The organism is Bradyrhizobium murdochi (assembly GCF_000472965.1).
GTDB lineage: Bacteria > Pseudomonadota > Alphaproteobacteria > Rhizobiales > Xanthobacteraceae > Bradyrhizobium > Bradyrhizobium murdochi.
This window is the reverse complement of the sequence record NZ_AXAU01000001.1, coordinates 1,346,193-1,368,268: the sequence shown is the minus strand read 5'-3', so window position 1 is coordinate 1,368,268 and position 22,076 is coordinate 1,346,193. Positions and strand designations below refer to the sequence as shown.

Annotated in this window: 18 protein-coding genes; 10 read left to right on the top strand and 8 right to left on the bottom strand. The window is 63.2% G+C overall.

Annotated elements, in window-relative coordinates; translation table 11 throughout:
- The first annotated feature begins 70 nt into the window (after positions 1-70).
- From YUO_RS0107100 to YUO_RS0107075, 5 genes are all read left to right on the top strand, one after another.
- On the top strand, positions 71-1,273 hold the full coding sequence (locus YUO_RS0107100; RefSeq protein WP_028346639.1) for a CaiB/BaiF CoA transferase family protein: 1,203 nt from the start codon (positions 71-73) through the stop codon (positions 1,271-1,273).
- Between the two features lie 9 nt (positions 1,274-1,282).
- A complete protein-coding gene (locus YUO_RS0107095; RefSeq protein ID WP_028346638.1) occupies positions 1,283-2,449 on the top strand; it encodes an acyl-CoA dehydrogenase family protein in 1,167 nt (388 codons plus the stop codon).
- A 164-nt stretch (positions 2,450-2,613) separates the two neighbouring features.
- Positions 2,614-3,750, top strand: a complete 1,137-nt coding sequence (locus tag YUO_RS0107090; RefSeq protein WP_028346637.1) for a thiolase family protein — start codon at positions 2,614-2,616, stop codon at positions 3,748-3,750.
- Positions 3,747-4,106: a Zn-ribbon domain-containing OB-fold protein gene (locus tag YUO_RS0107085; RefSeq protein WP_028346636.1), complete on the top strand. Its 360-nt coding sequence runs from the start codon at positions 3,747-3,749 to the stop codon at positions 4,104-4,106. The genes YUO_RS0107090 and YUO_RS0107085 overlap by 4 nt, the downstream gene beginning before the upstream one ends.
- A 524-nt stretch (positions 4,107-4,630) precedes the next feature.
- Positions 4,631-5,158: a carboxymuconolactone decarboxylase family protein gene (locus YUO_RS0107075; protein ID WP_028346635.1), complete on the top strand. Its 528-nt coding sequence runs from the start codon at positions 4,631-4,633 to the stop codon at positions 5,156-5,158.
- Between the two features lie 29 nt (positions 5,159-5,187).
- On the opposite strand, the gene YUO_RS0107070 is transcribed toward YUO_RS0107075, so the two are convergent.
- Positions 5,188-6,444 carry an Hsp70 family protein gene (locus tag YUO_RS0107070; RefSeq protein ID WP_028346634.1) on the bottom strand — a complete coding sequence of 419 codons (1,257 nt, stop codon included), beginning with the start codon at positions 6,442-6,444 and terminating at the stop codon, positions 5,188-5,190.
- 227 nt (positions 6,445-6,671) lie between these two features.
- Between YUO_RS0107070 and YUO_RS0107065 the strand changes: the two genes are divergently transcribed.
- A complete protein-coding gene (locus YUO_RS0107065; protein WP_028346633.1) occupies positions 6,672-9,005 on the top strand; it encodes a Tex family protein in 2,334 nt (777 codons plus the stop codon).
- 163 nt (positions 9,006-9,168) lie between these two features.
- Here YUO_RS0107065 and glsA read toward each other — a convergent pair whose 3' ends face one another.
- The 4 genes from glsA to YUO_RS0107045 form a co-directional block, all read right to left on the bottom strand.
- Positions 9,169-11,028, bottom strand: coding sequence for a glutaminase A (glsA, locus tag YUO_RS0107060; RefSeq protein ID WP_028346632.1), 1,860 nt, complete (start codon positions 11,026-11,028; stop codon positions 9,169-9,171).
- A gap of 22 nt (positions 11,029-11,050) precedes the next feature.
- Positions 11,051-13,117: a TRAP transporter permease gene (locus YUO_RS0107055; protein ID WP_035726233.1), complete on the bottom strand. Its 2,067-nt coding sequence runs from the start codon at positions 13,115-13,117 to the stop codon at positions 11,051-11,053.
- Positions 13,118-13,168: 51 nt separating this feature from the next.
- Positions 13,169-14,332, bottom strand: coding sequence for a TAXI family TRAP transporter solute-binding subunit (locus YUO_RS0107050; protein ID WP_028346630.1), 1,164 nt, complete (start codon positions 14,330-14,332; stop codon positions 13,169-13,171).
- Between the two features lie 122 nt (positions 14,333-14,454).
- Complete coding sequence (locus tag YUO_RS0107045; RefSeq protein ID WP_028346629.1) at positions 14,455-14,676, bottom strand: acyl-CoA carboxylase biotin carboxyl carrier protein subunit; 222 nt, start codon at positions 14,674-14,676, stop codon at positions 14,455-14,457.
- Positions 14,677-14,816: 140 nt separating this feature from the next.
- Here YUO_RS0107045 and YUO_RS0107040 point away from each other — a divergent pair, with 140 nt between their 5' ends.
- Positions 14,817-15,797, top strand: a complete 981-nt coding sequence (locus YUO_RS0107040; RefSeq protein ID WP_028346628.1) for an IclR family transcriptional regulator — start codon at positions 14,817-14,819, stop codon at positions 15,795-15,797.
- Positions 15,727-17,286, top strand: coding sequence for an acyl-CoA carboxylase subunit beta (locus YUO_RS0107035; RefSeq protein ID WP_028346627.1), 1,560 nt, complete (start codon positions 15,727-15,729; stop codon positions 17,284-17,286). The genes YUO_RS0107040 and YUO_RS0107035 overlap by 71 nt, the downstream gene beginning before the upstream one ends.
- A gap of 102 nt (positions 17,287-17,388) precedes the next feature.
- On the opposite strand, the gene YUO_RS0107030 is transcribed toward YUO_RS0107035, so the two are convergent.
- Together YUO_RS0107030 and YUO_RS0107025 are read right to left on the bottom strand one after the other, a co-directional pair.
- Complete coding sequence (locus YUO_RS0107030; RefSeq protein WP_028346626.1) at positions 17,389-18,669, bottom strand: MFS transporter; 1,281 nt, start codon at positions 18,667-18,669, stop codon at positions 17,389-17,391.
- Positions 18,670-18,891: 222 nt separating this feature from the next.
- Positions 18,892-19,662, bottom strand: coding sequence for an enoyl-CoA hydratase (locus YUO_RS0107025; RefSeq protein WP_028346625.1), 771 nt, complete (start codon positions 19,660-19,662; stop codon positions 18,892-18,894).
- A gap of 135 nt (positions 19,663-19,797) precedes the next feature.
- Here YUO_RS0107025 and YUO_RS0107020 point away from each other — a divergent pair, with 135 nt between their 5' ends.
- Together YUO_RS0107020 and YUO_RS0107015 are read left to right on the top strand one after the other, a co-directional pair.
- Positions 19,798-20,334, top strand: a complete 537-nt coding sequence (locus YUO_RS0107020; RefSeq protein ID WP_028346624.1) for a PaaI family thioesterase — start codon at positions 19,798-19,800, stop codon at positions 20,332-20,334.
- 62 nt (positions 20,335-20,396) lie between these two features.
- Positions 20,397-21,014 carry a TetR/AcrR family transcriptional regulator gene (locus tag YUO_RS0107015; RefSeq protein ID WP_028346623.1) on the top strand — a complete coding sequence of 206 codons (618 nt, stop codon included), beginning with the start codon at positions 20,397-20,399 and terminating at the stop codon, positions 21,012-21,014.
- 99 nt (positions 21,015-21,113) lie between these two features.
- Here the strand turns inward: YUO_RS0107015 and YUO_RS0107010 are convergent, their stop codons facing one another.
- On the bottom strand, positions 21,114-22,028 hold the full coding sequence (locus tag YUO_RS0107010) for a LysR family transcriptional regulator (protein WP_028346622.1): 915 nt from the start codon (positions 22,026-22,028) through the stop codon (positions 21,114-21,116).
- Between the last annotated feature and the right edge of the window lie 48 nt (positions 22,029-22,076).

Genomic DNA, 22,076 nt, shown 5'->3' with positions numbered 1-22,076 from the left:
AGCGCCTGCCGTTACTTGGTTCCCAGACAATAATGCGGGCCGTAGATGGCCCTCGGGAGCAGGCTGATCCATGGGACCATTGGCGGGCATCAAGGTCATCGACATGACGACCGTGCTAATGGGGCCCTATGCCACCCAGATGCTCGGCGATTACGGCGCCGATGTCATCAAGGTTGAATCGCTCGACGGCGACGTGACGCGGCAGATCGGGCCGACCCGTCATCCCGGCATGGGGCCGGTGTTCCTCAACACCAACCGCAGCAAGCGCTCGATCTGCCTCGATTTGAAGAAGCCCGCCGGGCGTGACGCCGTGCTGCGCCTGATCAAATCCGCCGACGTGCTGGTTTACAATGTGCGCCCGCAGGCGATGGCGCGGCTGAACCTCGGCTACGACGTGGTCGCGAAAATCAATCCGCGCCTGATCTACGCCGGCGTATTCGGCTTCGGCCAGGATGGGCCCTATGCAGCAAAACCCGCCTATGACGACCTGATCCAGGGCGCGACCGCACTGCCGGCGCTGATGGCGCAAACCGCCGACGGCGTGCCGCGCTATGTGCCCAATGCGCTGGTCGACCGTATCGTCGGGCTCACCGCGGTGGGCGCGATTTGCGCCAGTCTCGTCGATCGCAACCGGACCGGGCGCGGCCAGCGCGTCGATATTCCGATGTTCGAAACCATGGCCGGTTTCGTGATGGGCGACCACATGGGCGGGCTCACCTATGAGCCGCCGCTCGACAAGGGCGGCTATGCTCGGCACCTGTCGCCGGACCGCAGGCCTTACAAGACCTCCGACGGCTATATCTGCGTCATCGTCTATAACGACAAGCAGTGGCAGAACTTCTTTGATGCCACCGGGCGCGACGATCTTCGCGTCCACCCGAAATTTGCGACCTTCGCCGGCCGCGCCGCCAATATCGACGCTGTCTATGCCGAGCTGGCGCGCATCCTCGAGACCAAAACCACCGCCGAATGGTCGGCGATCCTGGAGAAGGCCGACGTGCCGGTCATGCCGATGCATGATCTCGAGAGCCTGCTCGGCGATCCCCATATCGTTGCGACCGATTTCTTCCCGGTCGTCGATCATCCGACCGAGGGCCGCATTCGCAACATGAAGCCATCGGCGCGATTTTCCGAAACGCCGGTTGAAACCAAGCGGCTGGCGCCGCGCCTCAGCGAGCACAGCGCTGAAATCCTCAGCGAAGCGGGTTTCTCGGCGGACGAAATTGCCGCTTTGGTGCGCGAGGGTGTCACCAAGGCCGTGCCAAACACATAGGACGGACACATGGATTTCGCGCTATCCGCCAACCAGGAATCGATCCGTGATGCGGTCGGCAAAATCTGTTCCCGCTTCGACGATGCCTATTGGCTGAAGAAGGACAAGGAAGGCGGCTACCCCGCCGACTTCCACCGCGCGCTGGCGGATGCCGGCTGGCTCGGCATCTGTATCCCTGAGGAATATGGCGGGTCGGGGTTAGGCATCACTGACGCTGCAATCATGATGCGGACGATTGCGGAATCAGGGGCCGGCATGTCGGGTGCGTCCGCCGTGCACATGAACGTGTTCGGGCTCAATCCCGTCGTCGTGTTCGGCACCAAGGAGCAATGCACACGCATGCTGCCGCCGATCATCGACGGCCGCGACAAATCCTGCTTCGCGGTGACCGAGCCCAACACCGGGCTCAACACCACGCAGTTGAAAACCCGCGCGGTGCGCAAGGGCGACAAATATGTCGTCAACGGCCAGAAGGTCTGGATTTCCACCGCGCAGGTTGCCAACAAGATACTGCTGCTGGCGCGCACCACGCCGCTGGAAGAGGTGAAGAACCCAACCCACGGTTTGAGCCTGTTCTATACGGACTTCGACAAGCAGCGCGTCACCGTGCACGAGATCGAAAAGATGGGCCGCAAGCCTGTCGATTCCAACGAACTGTTCTTCGAGAATTTTGAAATCCCGGTCGAGGATCGTCTGGGCGAAGAGGGCCGCGGCTTCGAATATATCCTGCACGGCATGAACCCCGAGCGCATCCTGATCGCAGCGGAAGCGGTGGGCCTCGGCCAGGTCGCGCTGTCGCGGGCCGCGGCCTATGCGAAGAACCGCATCGTGTTCAATCGTCCGATCGGCATGAACCAGGGCATCCAGCATCCCTTAGCGAAGAACTGGATGGAACTGGAGGCCGCGTGGCTGATGGTGCTCTCGGCCGGCTGGCAGTACGACCAGGGCATGCAGTGCGGACCAGCCGCCAACGCCGCGAAATATCTCGCCGCCGAAGCCGGCTTCCACGCCTGCGAGCAGGCGGTGATGACGCACGGCGGTTTCGGCTACGCCAAGGAATATCACGTCGAGCGCTATCTGCGGGAATCCCTGATCCCGCGCATCGCCCCAATCAGCCCGCAGCTCATTCTCAGTTTTATTGCCGAGAAGGTGCTGGGGCTGCCGAAGTCGTATTAGCGGTCGCCGTAGTAACGGGATTGAGAATTTCCGTTCGTCATTCCGGGATGGTCCGAAGGACCAGACCCGGAATCTCGAGATTCTCAGGTGCGCAATTGCGCACCAGAGTTCGCATCTTCGATGCGCCCCGGAATGACGACGATAGAGTGTGAGGTCCTGACATCATGAGCTTCATCACCGGGGTCGGACTGACCTCCTATGGCAAGCACGAAGGCTCGTCCTCGCTCGATCTCATGAGCAAGGCGGCTGAGCTTGCCATCGCCGACGCCGGGCTGAAGCGATCCGAGATCGACGGCATTCTTTGTGGCTACTCGACAGTGTCGCCGCACATCATGCTCGCAACCGTATTTGCCGAGCATTTTGGCATCCAGCCATCCTACGCACACGCGGTGCAAGTCGGAGGTGCCACCGGCCTCGCCATGACCATGCTGGCGCACCATCTGGTCGATGCTGGCGTGGCAAAACATGTGCTTGTGGTCGGCGGCGAAAACCGTCTCACCGGCCAGAGCCGCGATGCCTCGATCCAGGCGTTGGCGCAGGTCGGCCACCCCGATTACGAGGTGCCGCTGGGGCCGACCATTCCCGCCTACTACGGCCTCGTCGCCTCGCGCTACATGCACGAATACGGCGTCACCGAGGAAGATCTTGCCGAGTTCGCGGTTCTGATGCGCGCCTATGCTCTGACCCATCCCGGTGCGCAGTTCCACGAACCCATCACGGTCGAGGATGTGATGGCCTCAAAGCCGGTGGCGATGCCGCTGAAGCTGTTGGATTGCTGCCCGGTGTCGGATGGCGGCGCGGCGTTCGTCGTCAGCCGCGAGCGCACCGGTGCGACCGGCATTCGCGTGCGCGGCTGCGCGCAGGCGCATACCCATCAGCACGTCACGGCTGCGCCGCGCCTAAGCGAACTCGGTGCCGAAATCGCGATCGCCAAGGCCAAAGCCGCATCCGGTCTCGCGATCTCGGACGTGCGTTACGCCGCGGTCTATGACAGCTTCACCATTACGCTCGCAATGCTGCTGGAAGATCTGGGCCTGGCCCGGCGCGGCGAGGCGGCTGCGCGGGTGCGGGCAGGGCATTTTGGCCGCAACGGCGCCATGCCACTCAACACCCATGGGGGGCTACTGAGCTACGGCCATTGCGGCGTCGGTGGCGCGATGGCGCATCTCGTCGAGACGCATCTGCAGATGACCGAACGTGCCGGCTCCCGGCAGGTCCGTGATGCCTCGATCGCGCTGTTGCATGGCGATGGCGGCGTGCTGTCGTCACACGTCAGCATGTTCCTGGAGCGGGCGCGATGAGCGAAAAACTCGCCGACTGGACCAAGGGCGCTGAGGCCATCGTCTATCAATCCTGCCGCGCTTGCGGGAAGGCGCAGTATTTTCATCGCAGTTTCTGCGCCGCCTGTGGCGCACCTGATCCGGTCGAGAAGCGCGCCAGCGGAAGAGCGATGGTCTATGCGACGTCGCTGGTCTGCCGCGCCGCGACGCCGGAAACCCGCGCTCACGTTCCCTACAATATCGTGCTGGTCGATGCGGCCGAGGGCTTTCGCATGATGGCCCATGGCGTCAACGATCTCGCGATTGGCGATTCCGTTACTGCAAGCTATCGGCTGTTTGCGGGAAGGCTGGTCCCGTATTTCAAGAAAACGAGGTGAGTGTCAGGCGCAATGCTTACGCAGCGAAGCAACCCAGAATTACGCGGAACGGGTTAAAAATCTGAGTGCTTCGACGCGTCAACATTCAGTGCCAGTAGAACACAACGCTGGCGATGACGAGCATCGCTGTTACCGCCAGCATCTGCGCAAGTGCTTCCGAGGCCGCCTTCCTGGTGGCTTCCTTCATGCCTAACTCCCTAGACTTGGGCATGAGTCATCATTGCCCGCGAAGGCCTGATGAGCTCAGTTTGGTTTTACTCGGAACACCCCGCGACGAGTATTCGCTCTTTTGAGTCCCCACTCAGCGAATATCGACAGTCCGGAGAATCGACCAGCATTGAGGCGGCAATTTGGCTCGCTCGCAGCCGGTTTGTGCACGAGAAAGGGAGTTTTTTGGAGCGTGTTTGACGGCTTGAGCGCAAGCCCCACCTGCGACCGCAGCGTTTCGACGGTTGATCGGCTCCCTGCTGCAGTGCATGATCTCTCTGTCAGCAAATCAGAAAATCCAAAGCCCAAGGTGACGAATGGCCCGCATCGAATATAGCGATCCAGCCAAGCACAACGATCGCACCCGCGAACTGCTCGGCAAAAACCGCAATGCGAACATCTTCCGGATGATGGCGCACTCGCCGAGCTACCTCGAGCAATACTGCCGGCTGGGCGGGGCCATCAGGCACAAGGGCGAACTGGACCCGATCGTGCGCGAACTCGCCATCACCCGCACCGGCATCCTGTGCGAGGCGCCTTACGAGATCGTCGCCCATAAGCGAATTGGCAAGAACGTCGGCGTAACCGACGAGCAGAACGAGGCGCTGGAAAACTGGCAGGCGGCGTCCTGCTTCAACGACGTGCAACGCGCTGCGCTCGCCTTCACGGACGAGATCGTCAGGCGTCACAAGCCGACGGAGGCAACTTTCAACGCGATTGCCGCCAAGCTGACGCCGGCCGCATTGGTCGAACTGCAGCTTTCGGTCGGCTTCTACGTCATGACGTCGAAATTTCTGGAAACCTTTGCCATCGACATGCAGCCGGTGACGGAAGTGGTGGGGTGAGCGGCGGCTGGGTCCGCGAACCGCTGATCTCAATTCGCGGGGCCGTATCGCCGTAGCGCCTCCAGCGTCAGTCCCTTGCCGACGGCGCCAAAGATGTCGCCTTCGACGATGCGGGCTGACGGCACGGCTTGGGTGATCGCCTTGTGGACGTGGGCGAGTTTTACCGAGCCGCCGGTCAGGAACACGGAATCGATATCTTCAGCGGCCAATCGCGCCTGAACGAGGCAGTTCCTGATGCGCGCGGCGATGCGGTCGGCCAACTGCCTGGTATGGCTGACGAGATCAGGGCGGCCGATGTCGGCGCTGAGCCCGGGGGCAACCCACTCCAGCGGGATGTCCGCCCGCCGCTTCTCGGACAGGGCGATCTTGGCATCTTCGACTTCCATTGCCAGCGTGTGGCCGCGCTGCTCGTGCACCACGCGGATCAGCCGGTCGAGAAGTTCCGGCTCGGCCGCCTGCAGCCGGACCTGGCGGATATCGGCCATCACGCGCGGCTCATACATGCGGTTGATGTTCGACCAGGTGGCGAGGTCGTGAAAATAACTCGAGGGCACGTCGAGCCCGGCGCGCTTCATGGCGCTGCGGAATCCGAACAGCGGCATGACCACGCCGAGACTGAGCTGACGGTCGAAATCGGTGCCACCGATGCGGACGCCATCATTGGCGAGAATATCGGCTGTACGATCGGCCTTGCCGTGGCGTTCGGGACCCAGCCGCACGATCGAAAAGTCCGATGTGCCGCCGCCGATATCGGCGATCAATGCCAGTTCCTCGGAAGTGATTTGCCGCTCATAGTCCAGCGCCGCCGCAATCGGTTCGAATTGAAACGTGACCTCTTCGAAACCGATCCCCTGCGCAATCGATCGCAGGGTTTGCTCCGCCTTGCGATCGGCGTCCGGCGCACTATCGACGAAATGCACGGGACGGCCATGGACGACATGGCGCAATTGGCGGGCTGTGGCCTGTTCCGCGCGACGTTTGATTGCGCCGAGGTAATAGGCAATCACATCGCGGAAGCTGACCCGCGCTCGGCCCAGCCGGGTGGTTTCCTCGATCAGCGAGGTACCGAGCACCGATTTGAGGCTGCGCATCAGGCGGCCGGCCGTGCCTTCGACATAGGCTTCCATGGCCCTGCGGCCGATCAGAACGCCGCCATCCGCCTCATAGAAGATCGCGCTGGGAATCGTGCTGTGCGCCGCTTCCAGCGCCACCAGAACCGGCGCCCGGCCTTCCATGGTGCCGAGCGTCGTGTTCGACGTTCCGAAATCAAGACCGCAGATCGACATGGGAGCTCCGGGAGGGAGCGCCCGTTTACACATTACAAGGCCATCAATCCACCCCTATCTCGGCGCGTTTTCGCTTGCGAATCCCGCGCTGGGTGTTCCTGACCGATGGGCCGATCCACAGATCAATTTCTTTCGTCCGGCGGGTTGGCAAATCAATCCGAGATGGTCCATAAGCTGCGTCCCCGCGGCCGGTCCTCCCGCCGCAAACGGCTTTGGAAAGAGGTCGCGTGGCAAATATCAATCGACAGATTGCGCAAGAGCTTGGCGTTCGCGAGGAGCAGATCGCGGCGACGGTTGAACTGCTTGATGGCGGCGCCACGGTGCCGTTCGTGGCGCGCTACCGCAAGGAAATCACCGGCGGGCTCGATGACGCGCAGTTGCGCACCCTGGAAGAGCGCCTGACTTACTTGCGCGAGCTCGAAGCGCGCCGGGTCGCGATCCTTGATTCGATCCGCGAGCAGGGCAAGCTCGATGCCGCGTTGGAAGCACAGATTATGGCAGCCGATACCAAGGGCCGCCTGGAAGATATCTATTTGCCGTTCAAGCCGAAGCGCCGCACCAAGGCCGAGATTGCCAAGGAAGCCGGACTCGAGCCGCTGTCCGAGCTGTTGCTGACCCAGCCGCAGAACGATCCAAAGGTCGTGGCGGCGGATTTCGTCGATGCCGAAAAGCAGGTGGCGGACGTCGCAGCCGCCCTCGAAGGCGCGCGCGCGATTCTGGTGGAGCGATTCGCCGAAGACGCCGACCTGATCGGGCGGCTGCGCGAAGAGATGTGGACCGGCGCACTGATGATCTCCACGGTGCGCAAGGGCAAGAAGCTCGAAGGCGAGAAGTTCAAGGACTATTTCGATTTCAACCAGTCGCTGCATAAGCTGCCTTCACACCGTATCCTCGCGCTGTTCCGCGGCGAGAAGGAAGAAATTCTGGAGCTGCAGATCCAGCCCGAGGCCAATGTGCCCGAGGCCGGCGTCCCCAGCGCCTATGAACTGAAGATTATGCAGCGCTTTGGCATCACCGATCAAAAGCGCCCGGGCGACCGCTGGCTGGTGGAGACCGCGCGCTGGGCGTGGCGGACCAAGATTCAGGTGCATCTCAATATCGACCTGCGGATGCGGTTATGGACGGCAGCCGAGACCGAGGGCGTGCGGGTGTTCGCCTCGAATCTGCGCGACCTGCTGCTGGCGGCGCCGGCCGGTGCCCGCGTCACTATGGGGCTCGATCCCGGCTACCGCTCTGGCGTCAAGACGGCGATTGTCGATGCCACCGGCAAGGTGGTGGCGACCACGACGATCTATCCGCATGAGCCGCAGCGGCAATGGAATGAAGCGCTGGCGACGCTCGGAAAACTCGCGGTCGCGCACCGCGTCGAGTTGATCGCGATCGGCAACGGCACCGCCTCGCGCGAGACTGACAAGTTGGCGACCGAGCTCGTCAAGCTGCTGCCGGATCTCAAGATGTCGAAGATCGTGGTGTCGGAGGCCGGCGCGTCGGTCTACTCCGCCTCGGCCTTTGCGTCGGAAGAGTTGCCGGAGCTCGACGTCACCTTGCGCGGCGCGGTGTCGATCGCGCGGCGTCTGCAGGACCCGCTTGCCGAACTCGTCAAGATCGATCCGAAGGCAATTGGCGTCGGCCAGTACCAGCACGACCTCGGCGAGGCCAAGCTGGCGCGTTCGCTCGATGCCGTGGTCGAAGACTGCGTCAACGCCGTCGGCGTCGATGCCAATACCGCTTCCGCGCCGTTGCTGGCGCGGGTGTCAGGCATCGGGGCAGGGCTCGCGCAAAGCATCGTGCAGCATCGCGACGCCAACGGGCCGTTCAAGTCGCGCAAGGAGCTCAAGGAAGTGCCGCGGCTCGGACCGAAAGCGTTCGAGCAATGCGCCGGCTTCCTGCGCATCAACAATGGCGAAGACCCGCTGGATTCCTCCGGCGTGCATCCCGAAGCCTATCCGGTGGTGCGCCGGATTCTCGCCGCGACCAAGAGCGACATCAAGGCGCTGATCGGCAATGCCGATGTCGTGCGCCAATTGAAGCCGCAGGCCTTTGTTGACGAAACCTTCGGCCTGCCGACGGTGACTGACATCCTGCGCGAACTGGAAAAGCCCGGCCGCGACCCGCGCCCGGCGTTCAAGGCCGCGGTGTTCAAGGAGGGCGTCGAGGAGATCAAGGACCTCAAGCGCGGCATGATCCTGGAAGGCACGGTGACGAACGTCGCGGCGTTTGGCGCCTTCGTCGATATCGGCGTCCACCAGGACGGGTTGGTGCACATCTCGGCGATGTCGAAAAATTTCATCAAGGATCCGCGCGAGGTGGTGAAGCCCGGCGACATCGTCAAGGTCAAGGTGCTGGAGGTCGAGGTCGCCCGCAAGCGCATCGCGCTAACGCTGCGGCTCGACGACGAAATCGGCGACAAGGGCCCCAAGCTGTCGGACAGCAAGATGCGCGAGTATTCCAAGGCGTCGATGACGTCGTCGTCGCCGCGCAAGCCGCAGGAGCAGGGCGGCGCGCTGGCGGAGGCGCTGCGCCGCGCCGCGGAAAAGAACGGGCGGGGCAAGGCGGGGTAGGCACCGTCGGGGGGCTTCATCCTTCGAGACGCATCGCTTTTCGCGATGCTCCTCAGGATGAGGTCTGGGTGTGTTGCACCATGAGGTCTAAGACCTCATGGTGAGGAGCCCGGCAGCGCCGGGCGTCTCGAACCATGCGGCCCGTGACCTCTCCCAATCCAGTCTACCCCGACGTCAGCAGCTCCAGCTTGGCGTTGGCGAGGATCAGCCGATCGGCGAGCAATTGCGCGAGATTGCGCATGATGTGCTCGCCGGCGCGCGGGTGCTGTTTCCGGAAGCGCTCGAAATCGCGCAGCGGGATTTCGTAAGCAGTCGCGGCCATGTCGGCCAGCACGTCCGCGGAACGCAGCGGCTCCAGCAGCGCCATTTCGCCAAAGGGCATGCCCGCCGTCAATGTCGCCAGCCTCACGCCGTCGGGGAGGGTGACGTGGACTGCGCCGCTCCGCAAGAAGAACAGCGATGCGGCGGGATCGCCGGCGGAGATGATCTTCTCGCCGGCTTGATAGGTCCGGATTGACGCGCGCGAGGCGAGATCGGTCAATTCCTCCTCCGTCAGCCCCGCCAGCAGCGATTGCTCGGAGAGTTCGGTCGCCTCGAAGAAGTCGATGGCGCCGCCGTAGCGATAGACGAGCTGGTCTTCCGCCCACTCGATGGCGGCATCGAGCAGATAATAATTGCGGATGTTGGTGAGACCTTCGGTCCATTCCGCGATCGCTTTCCAGTCCGGCGACGAGCGCCTGATGCCGGACAGCACCACCGTGACGTGGTGCGCGGCGAGCTCGCGGAATTCCTCGGCGAGCAGGCGGGCGCCGGCGCGGGTCATGGCGGTGACGCGGCGCAGGTCGAAAATGACGAGTTGCGGCCGCGGCCTGGCCGCAAGCTGGCGCGAGACGTAGTCGACGTTGGAAAACGACAGCGTTCCGACCAGCTCGATCACGCGGACATCCTGGTGGTGGGCGGCAAGAATGTTCTGCTCCTGCGCGCGCCGCACGCGCCGCGAGGGGCTGTTGCCGATGTCGTAATCGGCGATGATGCTGGTGCGCGCGTCGTCGCTGCGGTTGAGCATGTGCAGGTCGTAATGCGACGACAGCGCCTCGCAGACCTTGATGCCGCGCACACTGTTGCCGTGCTTGTCGAGCTTTGGCGAATAGCTACCGAGCCCGAGCCGCGCCGGGAGCGCCGCGAGGATGCCGCCGCCAACCCCGCTCTTGGCGGGAATGCCGATCCGGTAGATCCACTCTCCCGCATAATCATACATGCCGGAGCTCGTCATCACCGAAAGGGTGCGCGAGATGGCATACGGCGTCATCACCTGCTCGCCGGTCACGGGATTGATGCCGCGATTGGCGAGCGTCGCCGCCATCACCGCGATATCACGCGCCGTCACCAGGATGGCGCATTGCCGGAAATAGACCTCCAGCACGGCGGCCACGTTCTCCTTGATCACCGCGTTGGTGCGCAGGAGGTAGCCGATCGCCCGGTTGCGGTCGCCGGTTGCGCTTTCGGAAGCATAGACGGCATCGTCGACGTCGAGCTCGCGCCCGGCAAACCGGCCCAACGCCTGCCTGATGTATTCGAATGCCGCATCGCCCTTGGCCTCGTGGATCAGACCGGAGCAGGAGATCGCGCCGGCATTGACCATCGGGTTGAAGGGATGGTTCTCGGCGTTGAGGCGAATGGAGTTGAAGGGATCGCCCGACGGCTCGACGCCAATAACGCTCTCGACCCGTGCCGCCCCCAGCGTGTCGAGCGCCAGCGCGAACACAAAGGGCTTTGACATCGACTGGATGGTGAAGGGGACCTGCGTGTCGCCGACCTCATAGACATGGCCGTCGAGGGTGGCGAGGCTGATGCCGAAATGGGCAGGGTCGGCCTTGCCGAGCTCAGGGATGTAATCGGCGACCACGCCGCCGGTCTCGGAGGTGAATTCGGCGTGGCAGGCGTTCAGGAACCGCAGCAAAGGCGGCTTCGAACTGGTCCAGGCTGTGGGACCGGTCGTGAACGGAAGAGGCGATTGTTTCATCGCCTCCTGTTGTGCAACGCAATCAGGGTGCGTGCAACCCGTTCGGCGACGCCAGCGTCTGGCGGCGCACCAGCAGCAGCGCGACCAGCGCCGTGGGAATGAGAATGGCCAGACCGAGCAGGGTCACCTGCATCTGCGACAGCGGAATGATCCCGCCGCCCGGCGTCGCCACCACGAAGCCACCAACTACGAACAACACCCGCAGCGGCCATTCCAATGTGCCGGCGGCTCTGAGATCTCCGACAAAGACCTGATAGCCCTGAATGCCGCCGCAAATGAACAGGGTGCCGAACGCGGCCAGTCCCATCAACCCCAAGGCTGCGAGATACGGGTCTGGTCCTTGCAGCACCAGCGCCGGGTTCAACACGAAGAAGAACGGAATGAAGTAGATGATGCAGCCGACCCACATCGATTCCCAGCCCGTCTTCATTGCTGGCGAGCCGGCGATGCCGGCCGCGGCAAAGGAAGCGATTGCGACCGGCGGCGTGATAGAGGACAGCATGCCCCAATAGAAGATGAACATGTGCACGGCCATGCGGTTGAGACCGAGCTTTTCCAGCGCAGGCGCCACCAGGATGGCGAGGAAGATGTAGCAGGCCGTCGTCGTCAGCCCGAGCCCGAGCACGAGGCTGGTGAAGGCGCACATCACGAGCAGCAGGAGTGCGTTGTCGCCGGCGATCCGCAACAGGTCATTGGCGAGGCTCGAGACCACGCCGGTCATCGAGAACGCGCCGATCAAGAGCCCGCAACCGGCAAGGATGCCGACCAGCTCGACGAAGGTGCGGCCGTTGACCTCAAGGAACTTGCTGATGGTCGTCGGCGTCCAGCGCGTATCCTTGGAGAAAAGCTGATTTAGGACCAGCAGCAGCGCCGTAGCATAAAACGGCGCGTGGCTCTCACGCTTGAAGTATAAGAGCATCACGATCAGCAGCGCGATCACGAAGACGTAGTACCAGCCGTCCTTGATCGTGTCCCAGACCCTGGGCAGTTCGGCGCGCGGAATGCCCTTCAGGTTGTGGCGGGCCGCATACGAGTCCACCTGCATGAACAGGCCGATGTAGTAGAGGGTCGCCGGAATGATCGCAGCAAGCGCCACATCCGCGTAGCTGACGTTGAGGAACTGCGCGATGACGAACGCGGTCGCGCCCATCACCGGCGGCGCCAGCACGGCGCCGGTCGAGGCGCAGGCCTCGATCGCTCCGGCATAGGAGGCGCGGAACCCGCTCTTCTTCATGACGGGAATGGTCATGGTGCCGGCGGTCAGCACGTTGGAGATGATCGAGCCCGACATCATGCCGAGCAGGCCGGACGCGAAGATGCAGACTTTCGCAGCGCCGCCACGGAAAGTACCGCACAGAGCGAATGCCAGGTTGATGAAAAACTTTCCGGCGCCCGTCATCATCAGCGCCGTGCCGAACACCAGGAAGCCGATCACAGTATCCGCGAAGGCCTGGATCGGGATTCCGAGCAGGCTTTCGCCCGAAAGCACGTGATACGCCGTCGCTTGTTCGAGTGTCGATTGGGTGCCGCGAAACGGCCCCAGCCACGTCGCGTCGGCGAACAGCGGGTACACCGTAAACGGCAGCACGCTCAGCAGCAGGCTCCAGCCGCCGGTGCGCCGCAACGCTTCCATCAGCACGACCCACATGATGACGCCGGCGACGATCACGTAGGTCGGCGCGCCGCCGAATTCCCAGCCGGCTTCTGCCGCCTTGCGGACGCTGCGCATCAGGAGGATTGCGCAGGCGAAACTAGCGACAAACAGCAGGATGTCATACCAGGGAACTCGATCGAGCGGCGCGCTCCCGGTCCCCGGAAAGATCAGGAACGTGAACGGCAGCATCAGCGCGATCAGGAGATAGAAATACTCGGTGTTGAGCTGGGTGTAGCCGAGGAAGAAGCGCAGGGAGAATTGCTGGTTGATGCACAGCAGGATGGTTACCGCGGTTGCAACCACCAGCGTCCAGCGCCACGCCCCGCGCAATGTCCGCACCCGCGTGACTTCGGCTTCCTGCATGTTGGCATGCGGGTCGTCGAATTCAACTCGTTTTGCAGGCGCGGCTACGCTATCACTCGCAGCAGGTGACATCATTCCCCCTAGACGGTATTCGCCTTGGACCCCCAGGCGAGTGAGGCAGCGCTATTCAAAGCCGTTGGGCATGTTCGCCTTTGCCAGCGCCGCAGCGCGCGCCTTCATCCAGCCTTCGAGAAACGCCTTGTCATCCGATGGCGGGCTGGACTTGCCGTAGTCCGTCCACGCGGCGGCCAGCACCTGCTGGCGCTTCAGCAATTCCTTGTTGTAGGCTTCCTGAGCGTCGGTCCATTGACCGGCTTCCTTCAGCGCCCTGGCGGCGCCCGGATGCACCGGAACCACCCAGTTCTTGGTTTGGCGGTCGGCCGCAAGACCGGCCGCGCCCGGCGCGGAATCCTTATAGGCGTCGTAGCCCGTGATCATCGCCTTGGTGATGGCATAGACCTCGTCGGCGGGCAGTGAGCCATACACCATGAAGATCGGGTAGGGATAGTTGCCGAGCTCGATCGGCTTGTCCTTGGAGATGCCGGCGCCGCAGGTCGCGACGTGCGGGAAAAAGAACGAGCCGACCTTTTTCACGCGCTCCCAGCCGGCCTTGTCGTTGTGAGGCAAGGGCGGCCAGATGATGCCGCGCGGTGATGTCTCGAGTTCCTTCGCCGGGCCGGTGATGGTGGTGGCGAAAGCAGCGTCGACGTCGTTATTGATCATGCCCTTCCACATCGCGCCGTAGCTCGAGAACTCGACGACCTTGACGTCGCTTTGCTTGAGGTCGCCGAAAGCCAGAATGGCGAGCGCGTTCTGATTGAGCGCCGGCGAACCGACCACAAAGCCGACGCGCTTGCCCTTGAGCTGCTTGATCTCGGTCACGCCGGTATCCTTGGCAACGCCGAGCGTGGCTGCGTTGCAATCGACCGTGGACAGCACGAGTTGCAGCGGCTGCGGACCCCATTCCTTGGTGCCGAATTCGAACACACCTTCCTGGGCGAAATAGGTGCCGGAACCCATGGCGGACATGGCTGCGCGCTTGGCGCGCAGCGGCGCCAGTCGCGCCACGTCATTGCCGGCGGGCAGCACGCGAACGTCGGTGCCGTATTTGTCCTTCATCATCTTGCCGACGCCGACGGCGATGTTGAAGCCCGCGGTGCCGGTGTCATAGGCGGTGACCACCATGGTCGGCGGCAGCTTGACATCATCAGCGTATGCCGCCGGCGAGGTCAGCAAGGCGGTACCTGCAAGAGCGATTGGCGCGAGCGCCTTCAAGCGATGAATCATGTTCCCCTCAGATTGTTTCGCTATGCGAAAATTGTCTTGTTAGCGTTGATCATGTCATCGGCGGCTTGCGATGGCAACGATTGTCGCGGAACTGGTCGTGAGCAGTTTATGCCGGGATCCGGTTAAGCTTCGATGATCGCGACAATCTGTCCTTCGGCGATAACGTCGTCGAGTTTGACCAGGATGGCCTTGATCTTTCCGGCCGTCGTCGACGTGACCGGAATTTCCATCTTCATGGCCTCGACGAAAGCGATCTCGTCGCCGTCGCCGACATTGCCACCAGTTGCGACGGGAAGCGCGCACACGCGTCCGGCGACTTCGGTAACAATCTTGATCTCTGGCATTTCCGTTCTCCCGGGACCGTCTGACGGACAGGCTGTCCTCGTGAACGGCTTTTTGTTGTCGCCGCAGATTGCCTGAGGTAGTTTGTTCTGCAAGTGGAATTTTGTTCCGCAGGGCGGAATTAGGCCATGGAGCCATAACAATGGGAAGACGCTCGGAAAGGCTTAGCAAACAAGGAATGCTCGCCAGCGATCTGGCGGGCGAGGGTGATGTGATCCAGGTGGTGTCGCGGGCGTTCGACGTCTTGCGCTGCTTCGAAGGTCATGAAGCGAGACTAGGCAATCTGGAAATTTCCAGCCGCTGCGGTCTGCCGCGGTCGACGGTATCGCGGCTCACCCATACGCTGACGCGGATGGGCCAACTCGTCTATCTGCCGCGCGACCAGAAATACCGCATCGGTCCAAGCGCGGTGGCGATGAGCACTTCGATGATGAAGGGGTTGCAGCTTCGCAATCTGATCAGGCTGCGTCTGCAGGACGTCGCCGATCAATTGCCGGGCACCGTCGGCTTCGTGATTCCCGATCGCTATCACCTCGTCTATCTCGAATTCGCGCGCGCGGCGAACGCGCTCGGCCTGCACGAAGGCACCGGCAGTCGCATCTCGATGACGAGCACCGCGGCCGGCTTTGCCTACACCGCAGCGCTCGACACCGACGTCGGCGACGCCCTGATCGCCGAAATGGAGCGTGAGATACCGGCAGATGCGGCGCTGTTGAAGCCGCGCATCGAAGATAACCGCCGCCATCTGCGCGAACATGGCTATGTCGTCGGCTGCGGCACCTGGAGCCCACATATCAACGGGTGCGCGGTGCCGGTGTGGTCGCCGCAATATCAAACCTTTGTCGTCGTGACGATCGGCCTTCTCGCCGCGATGTTCGACGAGGAGCGGCTGCACCGGGAAGTGGCGCCGCAGATGCTCGAACTCGGCGTTGCGATCGGCGGCCTGCTGGAAGGCGCCGAGGGCGACATCTTCGCCAACCGGATCGAAAGAAAGCCGCTTCCGGTGCCGGCCCATAATAATAACAACAAGATCATCAAGACGGAGGATACGAATGAACTGGAAGCCGGAGCTCGACGAGCTCGCTCGGCGCGAAGCGTTCGCGCGCGAGATGGGAGGCGTTGACAAGGTCAAGCGCCAGCATGACCAGGGCCGGCTCACGGTTCGTGAGCGCATCGACAAACTGATCGACAAGGACTCCTTCCACGAGATCGGCGCGATTTCCGGCATCGCCGAATACGACGAAAACAGCGAACTCAAGCACCTGACGCCGGCAAACTGCGTGTTCGGCCGCGGCAGGGTCGACGGCCGTACCGTGGTTGTCGTCGGCGACGATTTCACCGTGCGCGGCGGCTCGGCCGATGCCTCGATCTCGGCCAAGCCGCTGATGGCCGAGGAGATGGCGCACGATTTTCGCGTGCCGATCATCCGCGTCATCGAAGGCTCGGGCGGCGGCGGCTCGGTGAAGACGATCGAGACGCGGGGCGCTGCGAATCTGCCCGGCGGGGTCGGCGGCACGCGCTGGTATTGGTTCACGACGGCGAACATGGCGCGGGTGCCCGTGGTCGCGCTCGGGCTCGGTTCGGTCGCAGGCCTTGGCGCGGCGCGGCTTGCCGCTAGCCATTATTCCGTCATGACCCGAAATTCCGCGATGTTCGTCGCCGGCCCGCCGGTCGTAAAACGCCTCGGCCAGGACCTGACGAAACAGGAGCTTGGCGGCGCCGAGATCCAGACCCGCGCCGGCGGCGTCGATGATGCCGTCGATACCGAGGAAGAGGCGTTCGAACGCGCCAGGCGTTTTCTATCCTATCTGCCGTCCTCGGTATACGACCTGCCGCCGACCACGGCCTGCAGCGACGATCCCGAACGCGCGGAAGAATCGCTATTGAACGCGGTGCCGCGCAATCGCCGCCAGGTCTACAAGATGCGCCCGATCATCGACGCCGTCGTCGACAAGGGCTCGTTCTTCGAAGTGAACGCCAATTTCGGCCGTCCGATCATCACGGGCCTTGCCCGGTTCGAGGGCCGCGCGGTGCTGCTGCTCGCCAGCGATCCTTTCCACTATGGCGGGTCATGGACGGCGGAAGCCTGCCAGAAGGTGGTGCGCTGGGTCGATTTCGCCGAGACCTTCCATTTGCCGGTGGTTTATCTAATGGATTGTCCCGGCTTCATGATCGGGCTCGAGGCCGAGAAGTCGGCGACCATCCGCCACGGGGTGCGGGCGATGGCGGCAGTCAACCAGTCGACCGTGCCTTGGTGCACCATCATCGTGCGCAATGCGTTCGGTGTCGCCGGCGTCGTGCACCAGCCGGCCAACCGCTATTCGATGCGCTATGCTTGGCCGTCGGCCTATTGGGGCTCGCTGCCGCTCGAAGGTGGCATCGAGGCTGCCTATCGCGCCGATATCGACGGGTCGGATGACCCGGCCGCGAAATTGAAAGAGATCGAGGACCGCCTCAACAAGCTGCGCTCGCCGTTCCGCTCCGCCGAGAAATTCTGGGTCGAGGAAGTGATCGACCCGCGCAAGACGCGTTCGCTGCTGTGCGAGTTCGCGCGACTCGCCGAACCGATCCGCACCGTCGGCCCGCCGAGCAACATGTCGACGCGGCCGTGAGCTTGTAGGGTGGGCAAAGCGAAGCGTGCCCACCACTCTGTCGCGGATTTGGAGAAATGGTGGGCACGGCGCACACGCGCCTTTGCCCACCCTACAACAGCGTCACACCACCGCCGCCTTCGGCCGCGAGATCGCCAGCACAATCAGCGCCGCCACCACGCAGAGCGCGCCGGCAACGAAGAACGCCGGCAGGTAGGTCTGCAGCACCGTCCGCGACAAGCCCGCACCGAAAGCGGCGACGCCGGCGCCGAGTTGATGGCCGGCAAAAATCCAACCGAACACCAAATTGGCGCGCTCGGGGCCGAACCGCTGGGTGGCGAGCCGCACCGTCGGCGGCACGGTTGCGATCCAGTCGAGCCCGTAGAACATCGCAAACAGCGAAAGGCCGTAGAGTGTAAAATCGGAGAACGGCAGGAACAGCAACGATAGGCCGCGCAGCCCGTAATACCAGAACAGCAGCCAGCGATTGTCGTAGCGGTCCGACAGCCAGCCGGAAGCGATGGTGCCAACGAAATCGAATATGCCCATCGCAGCCAGCAGGCTCGCCGCCTGCACCTGTGGAATGCCGAAATCGAGGCACATCGGAATCAGGTGAACCTGGACCAGCCCGTTGGTGCTCGCCCCGCAGATGAAGAATGTGGCGAACAGGATCCAGAACACGCCCGACTTCGAGGCATCGCGCAGCGTGCCGAGCGCCGCTGCCATGATCGGGGTGTTGTTCGGGGGAGGCGCCGGCAGCGGCTCGGTGCCTTCGTCGCCGAATGGCCTTAAACCCACATCGCTCGGCCGGTCGCGCATGATCATCAGCACGGCGAAAGCGGCAACGCCGAGCATCATGCACACCAGGCCCAGCGCGATCCGCCAGCCGTATGCTTCGGTCAGGCTCGCCAGCAGCGGCAGGAAGGCGAGCTGTCCGGTGGCGACGCTTGCGGTCAGGATGCCGACGACGAGACCGCGCCGCGCCACGAACCAGCGTGCCGCAATCGTGGCGCCCAGCACCAGCGCCGTCATGCCGGTGCCGAGCCCGATCACCACGCCCCACAGCAGCATGAGCTGCCAGACCTGTGTCATCGCCAGTGACGCGACGAGGCCGGAGACGACGATCAGCAGCGCCAGCAGCGTCACATTGCGCAGCCCGTAGCGGTTCATGAGCGCTGCGGCAAAGGGCGCCATCAGCCCGAACAGGATGAAGCGGATCGACAGCGCGGAAGAAATCTCCGCCGTCGTCCAGCCGAATTCCTTCTGCAACGGCACGATGAAGACGCCGGGCGCGCCGACCGTGCCGGCGGAGATCAGGGCGGTGAGGAAGGTCACGGCGACCATCACCCAGCCGTAATGAATATTGCGGCGGGCGAGGGCGGCTGACAGCCAGTTCGAGATCATTGGGCCTCGGCGAATTCGGGTGGGAAGGGTTTGCTTTCAGTATTCTGACGTGATGGTCGTCTGACTTGAATGTCGTACTTCCCTCATTTCAGGACATGACGAGCCAGCGCGATCCGCGCAAGCCGGATATTGAATTATGAATCTAATATTATACCGCGACAGTATCGCAACCAGGCAATCCGATTAAAAGATGTCACCGGCAGGCCTCATGCGTCCCTCCGTCTATTTCTTGCGGTCGAGAAATCCCTGCATCAGCCGCTGCGGCTCGCCGGTCAGGAACGATTGTCCGAATATGCCGACGCTAAAGTTGACGGATTCGGTCAACGGCAGCTCCTCCCATTGCCGCAGCAGAGCCTTCTGCGAACGCAGCGCTTCGGGCCCGCATTCGAGCAGCGCCTTTACGGTATGCTCGACCGCGGCATCGAGCCCGCCTTCCTTGGCGACCACATCGACCAGGCCCCAGGCGAGCGCGGTGGGCGCGTCGATATTTTCCGCCGTCATGACCAGCCAGCGGGCGCGGCCCCAGCCGATCAGCCGCGGCAGCAGCGCGGCGTGGATCACCGAGGGGATGCCGACGCGGACTTCCGGCATGCCGAATTTGGCATCGTGGGCCGCAATCCGGAAATCACAGGCGGCGGCGACTTCCAGTCCACCACCGAGGCACCAGCCGGGAAGCCGCGCGATCACCGGCGCCGGAAAGTGGCGCACGGCCTCGCAGAGGTCGCGCAACCGCGTGATGAAGGCTTCCGCCGACTTCTGGTCGAGGCGCGCCATCTCCTTGATGTCGGCGCCGCCGATCATGCTCTTCTCGCTCTGGCCGGCGAGGATGACCCCGCGAATGGTGTTGTCGCCGGCGAGCCGCTCGAACCCTGCGCGCACGCCGTCGGTGACGGCGGAGGAGAGGACGTTGAGAGGGCCCGCATTGCAGATCGCGAGGCGAACGACGCCTCTGTCGTCGCGGTCGATGCCGCAATGAGGGTTGAGCATTTCCATTCTGTTTGTCCGGGCTTGTTCTGGTCGGTGATCTCACTTCCGGGACATTGCGCCGGCTTGTCAAGGGCGGGCGAGGGCCGTTGCGCGACCGCTCGCACCGATATAGAATTATGATCGTCATCTAAAGGAGCCGCCATGACTATGACCGAAACTGTCGATCTGTTTTCGTTCGATATGCGCAGGCATCGGGTGGTGGAATGGCAGGCGCCGGGGCCGGTTGCCCGGGCGGCATCCGGAATGTCCGGGCTGGAGACCATGTGCGCGATCCGCAATGGCGTCCTGCCACCGCCGCCGATGGCGCGGCTGATCGGTTTCGAGATGCGCATCGCCGAGCCCGGCCGGATCGTGATGGAACTGGATCCGGATGAAAGCCTCGAAAACACCATCGGACTGCTCCACGGCGCGACGGCCGCAGCGCTTCTGGATACTGCCATGGGTTGCGCCATCACCACCATGCAGCCGGCGGGGCAGACCTCAGTCACGCTGGACCTCAAGCTGACCTATCTGCGGCCGTTGTCGGTGCGGTCGGGCGCGATCTCGGCGGAAGGCAAAGTGATAAAGTTCGGCCGTCAGACCAGCTATGCCGAAGGCTTCGTCCGCGACCGTGCGGGCAATCTTGCGGTGCACGCGACCGGAACGTTCACGATGATCGGCGTTGAAAAGGCGATTTAGATGCAGCTTTTCCTGCTCACAACTGTTATTATATGACCAGGGACATTTAATGGGATGCGTTGATGCGTTATTCGAGAGAGCACAAGCAGGAGACCCACGCACGGATCGTGAAAAAAGCCTCGGTGCGGCTTCGTGAAAAGGGTGCGCATGGCATCGGCGTCGCCGACTTGATGAAGGAGGCGGGCCTGACCCATGGCGGCTTCTACGCGCATTTCGATTCCCGCGAGGCGCTCGTCATCGAGGCTTTTGCCTATGCGATGGACCGCTCGGTCGAGCATTGGCGAAAAATTGCCGCTGAAACGCCGCCGGAGAAGCGGCTGTCGACGATCATCGATTCCTACGTCTCGACGGTTCATCGCGACGATCCCGGCCGCGGTTGCGCCGTTACGACGTTAGGTGCCGAGATCGCCCGGGAAAGCGCGAAGACGCGCAAGGCCTTTGCCGCCAAGCTGGAGCAGTTGATCGATGTGATCGCCGACCAGATTCCCGACGTGCCGCGCAAGACGGCCCGCAGGCAGGCCATGGGCACGCTGGCGACGATGATGGGTACGCTGGTGATGTCGCGCGTTGCCGGCAGCGGCGAACTGTCCGACGAAATTCTCGTCGCCGGCCGCGAGGCGGCGCTGACCCGCGCCGAGGCGAAGCCGGCCGCGAAGAAGACGCGTGCGAAGGGGAATTGATCGCGCAAATCGTAGGGTGGGCAAAGCGCAGCGTGCCCACCATCTTTCCACGTGCGTTGCTGGAATGGTGGGCACGCTTCGCTTTGCCCACCCTACAACTCACCGCCCGCCAAACAGCGCGCGCTCGCTTTCCACCGTCTCGTGGATGTAATCGGCCACCGCCCTGATCCGCGCCAGGTCCTTGCTGTCGGCGTGCATCAGCATCCAGAACGTGCGCGAGATCCTGACCTCGTCGGGCAGTACTGCGCGCAATTCGGGATGCGCCTTCGCCATGAAATGCGGCAGCACCGCAATGCCGAAGCCGGCAATGGTGGCGTTGAGCTGCGCGATCAGATTGGCGCTGCGGAATTTGGCCGAGATCTTCGGCGAAACCTGGGGCAGGTAATCCAGCTCCGGCGTGAACAGCAGTTCCTCGATATAGCCGACGAAGCGGTGCCCCGGCAGGTCGCTGCGGGAAGTGATTTTCGGTGCCCGGTCGAGATAGGCCGGCGCGGCATAGAGCCCGAGGCTGTAGTCGAGCAGCTTGCGCCCGACGATCCGGCCCTCCTTGGGCATGGAGAGGCTGATCGCAATGTCGGCCTCGCGCTTCGACAGGCTGAACAGGCGGGCGGTGGCGACGAGCTGCAGGTCGAGATCGGGATACCGCTCGGTGAATTTCAGAAGCCGCGCCGCCAGGAAATGGCTGCCGAACCCGTCGGGGGCGCCAATTCGGACCGTACCGGTGAGCTGGGCCCGCGAGCCGCCGACCGCCTCCTGGTTGGCGACGATGGTGGATTCCATCGCTTCGGCACTGTCGGCGACGCGCTGGCCGGCTTCGGTCAGGAGGTAGCCGGTCTTGCGGCGGTTGAACAGTTTTGCGGAGAGATGCCGTTCCAGCCGGTCGACACGGCGGATCACGGTGGCATGGTCGACCGATAGCTGCTTGGCGGCAGCGGAAACCGAGCCGCCGCGCACGATCGCCAGCACGAAACGGAAGTCATCCCAGTCGATCGTCTTGGTGCCTTGATCCAGCATTTCCGCACATCTATGGTGCAATATATCGGACTTGTATCCCAAGAAATG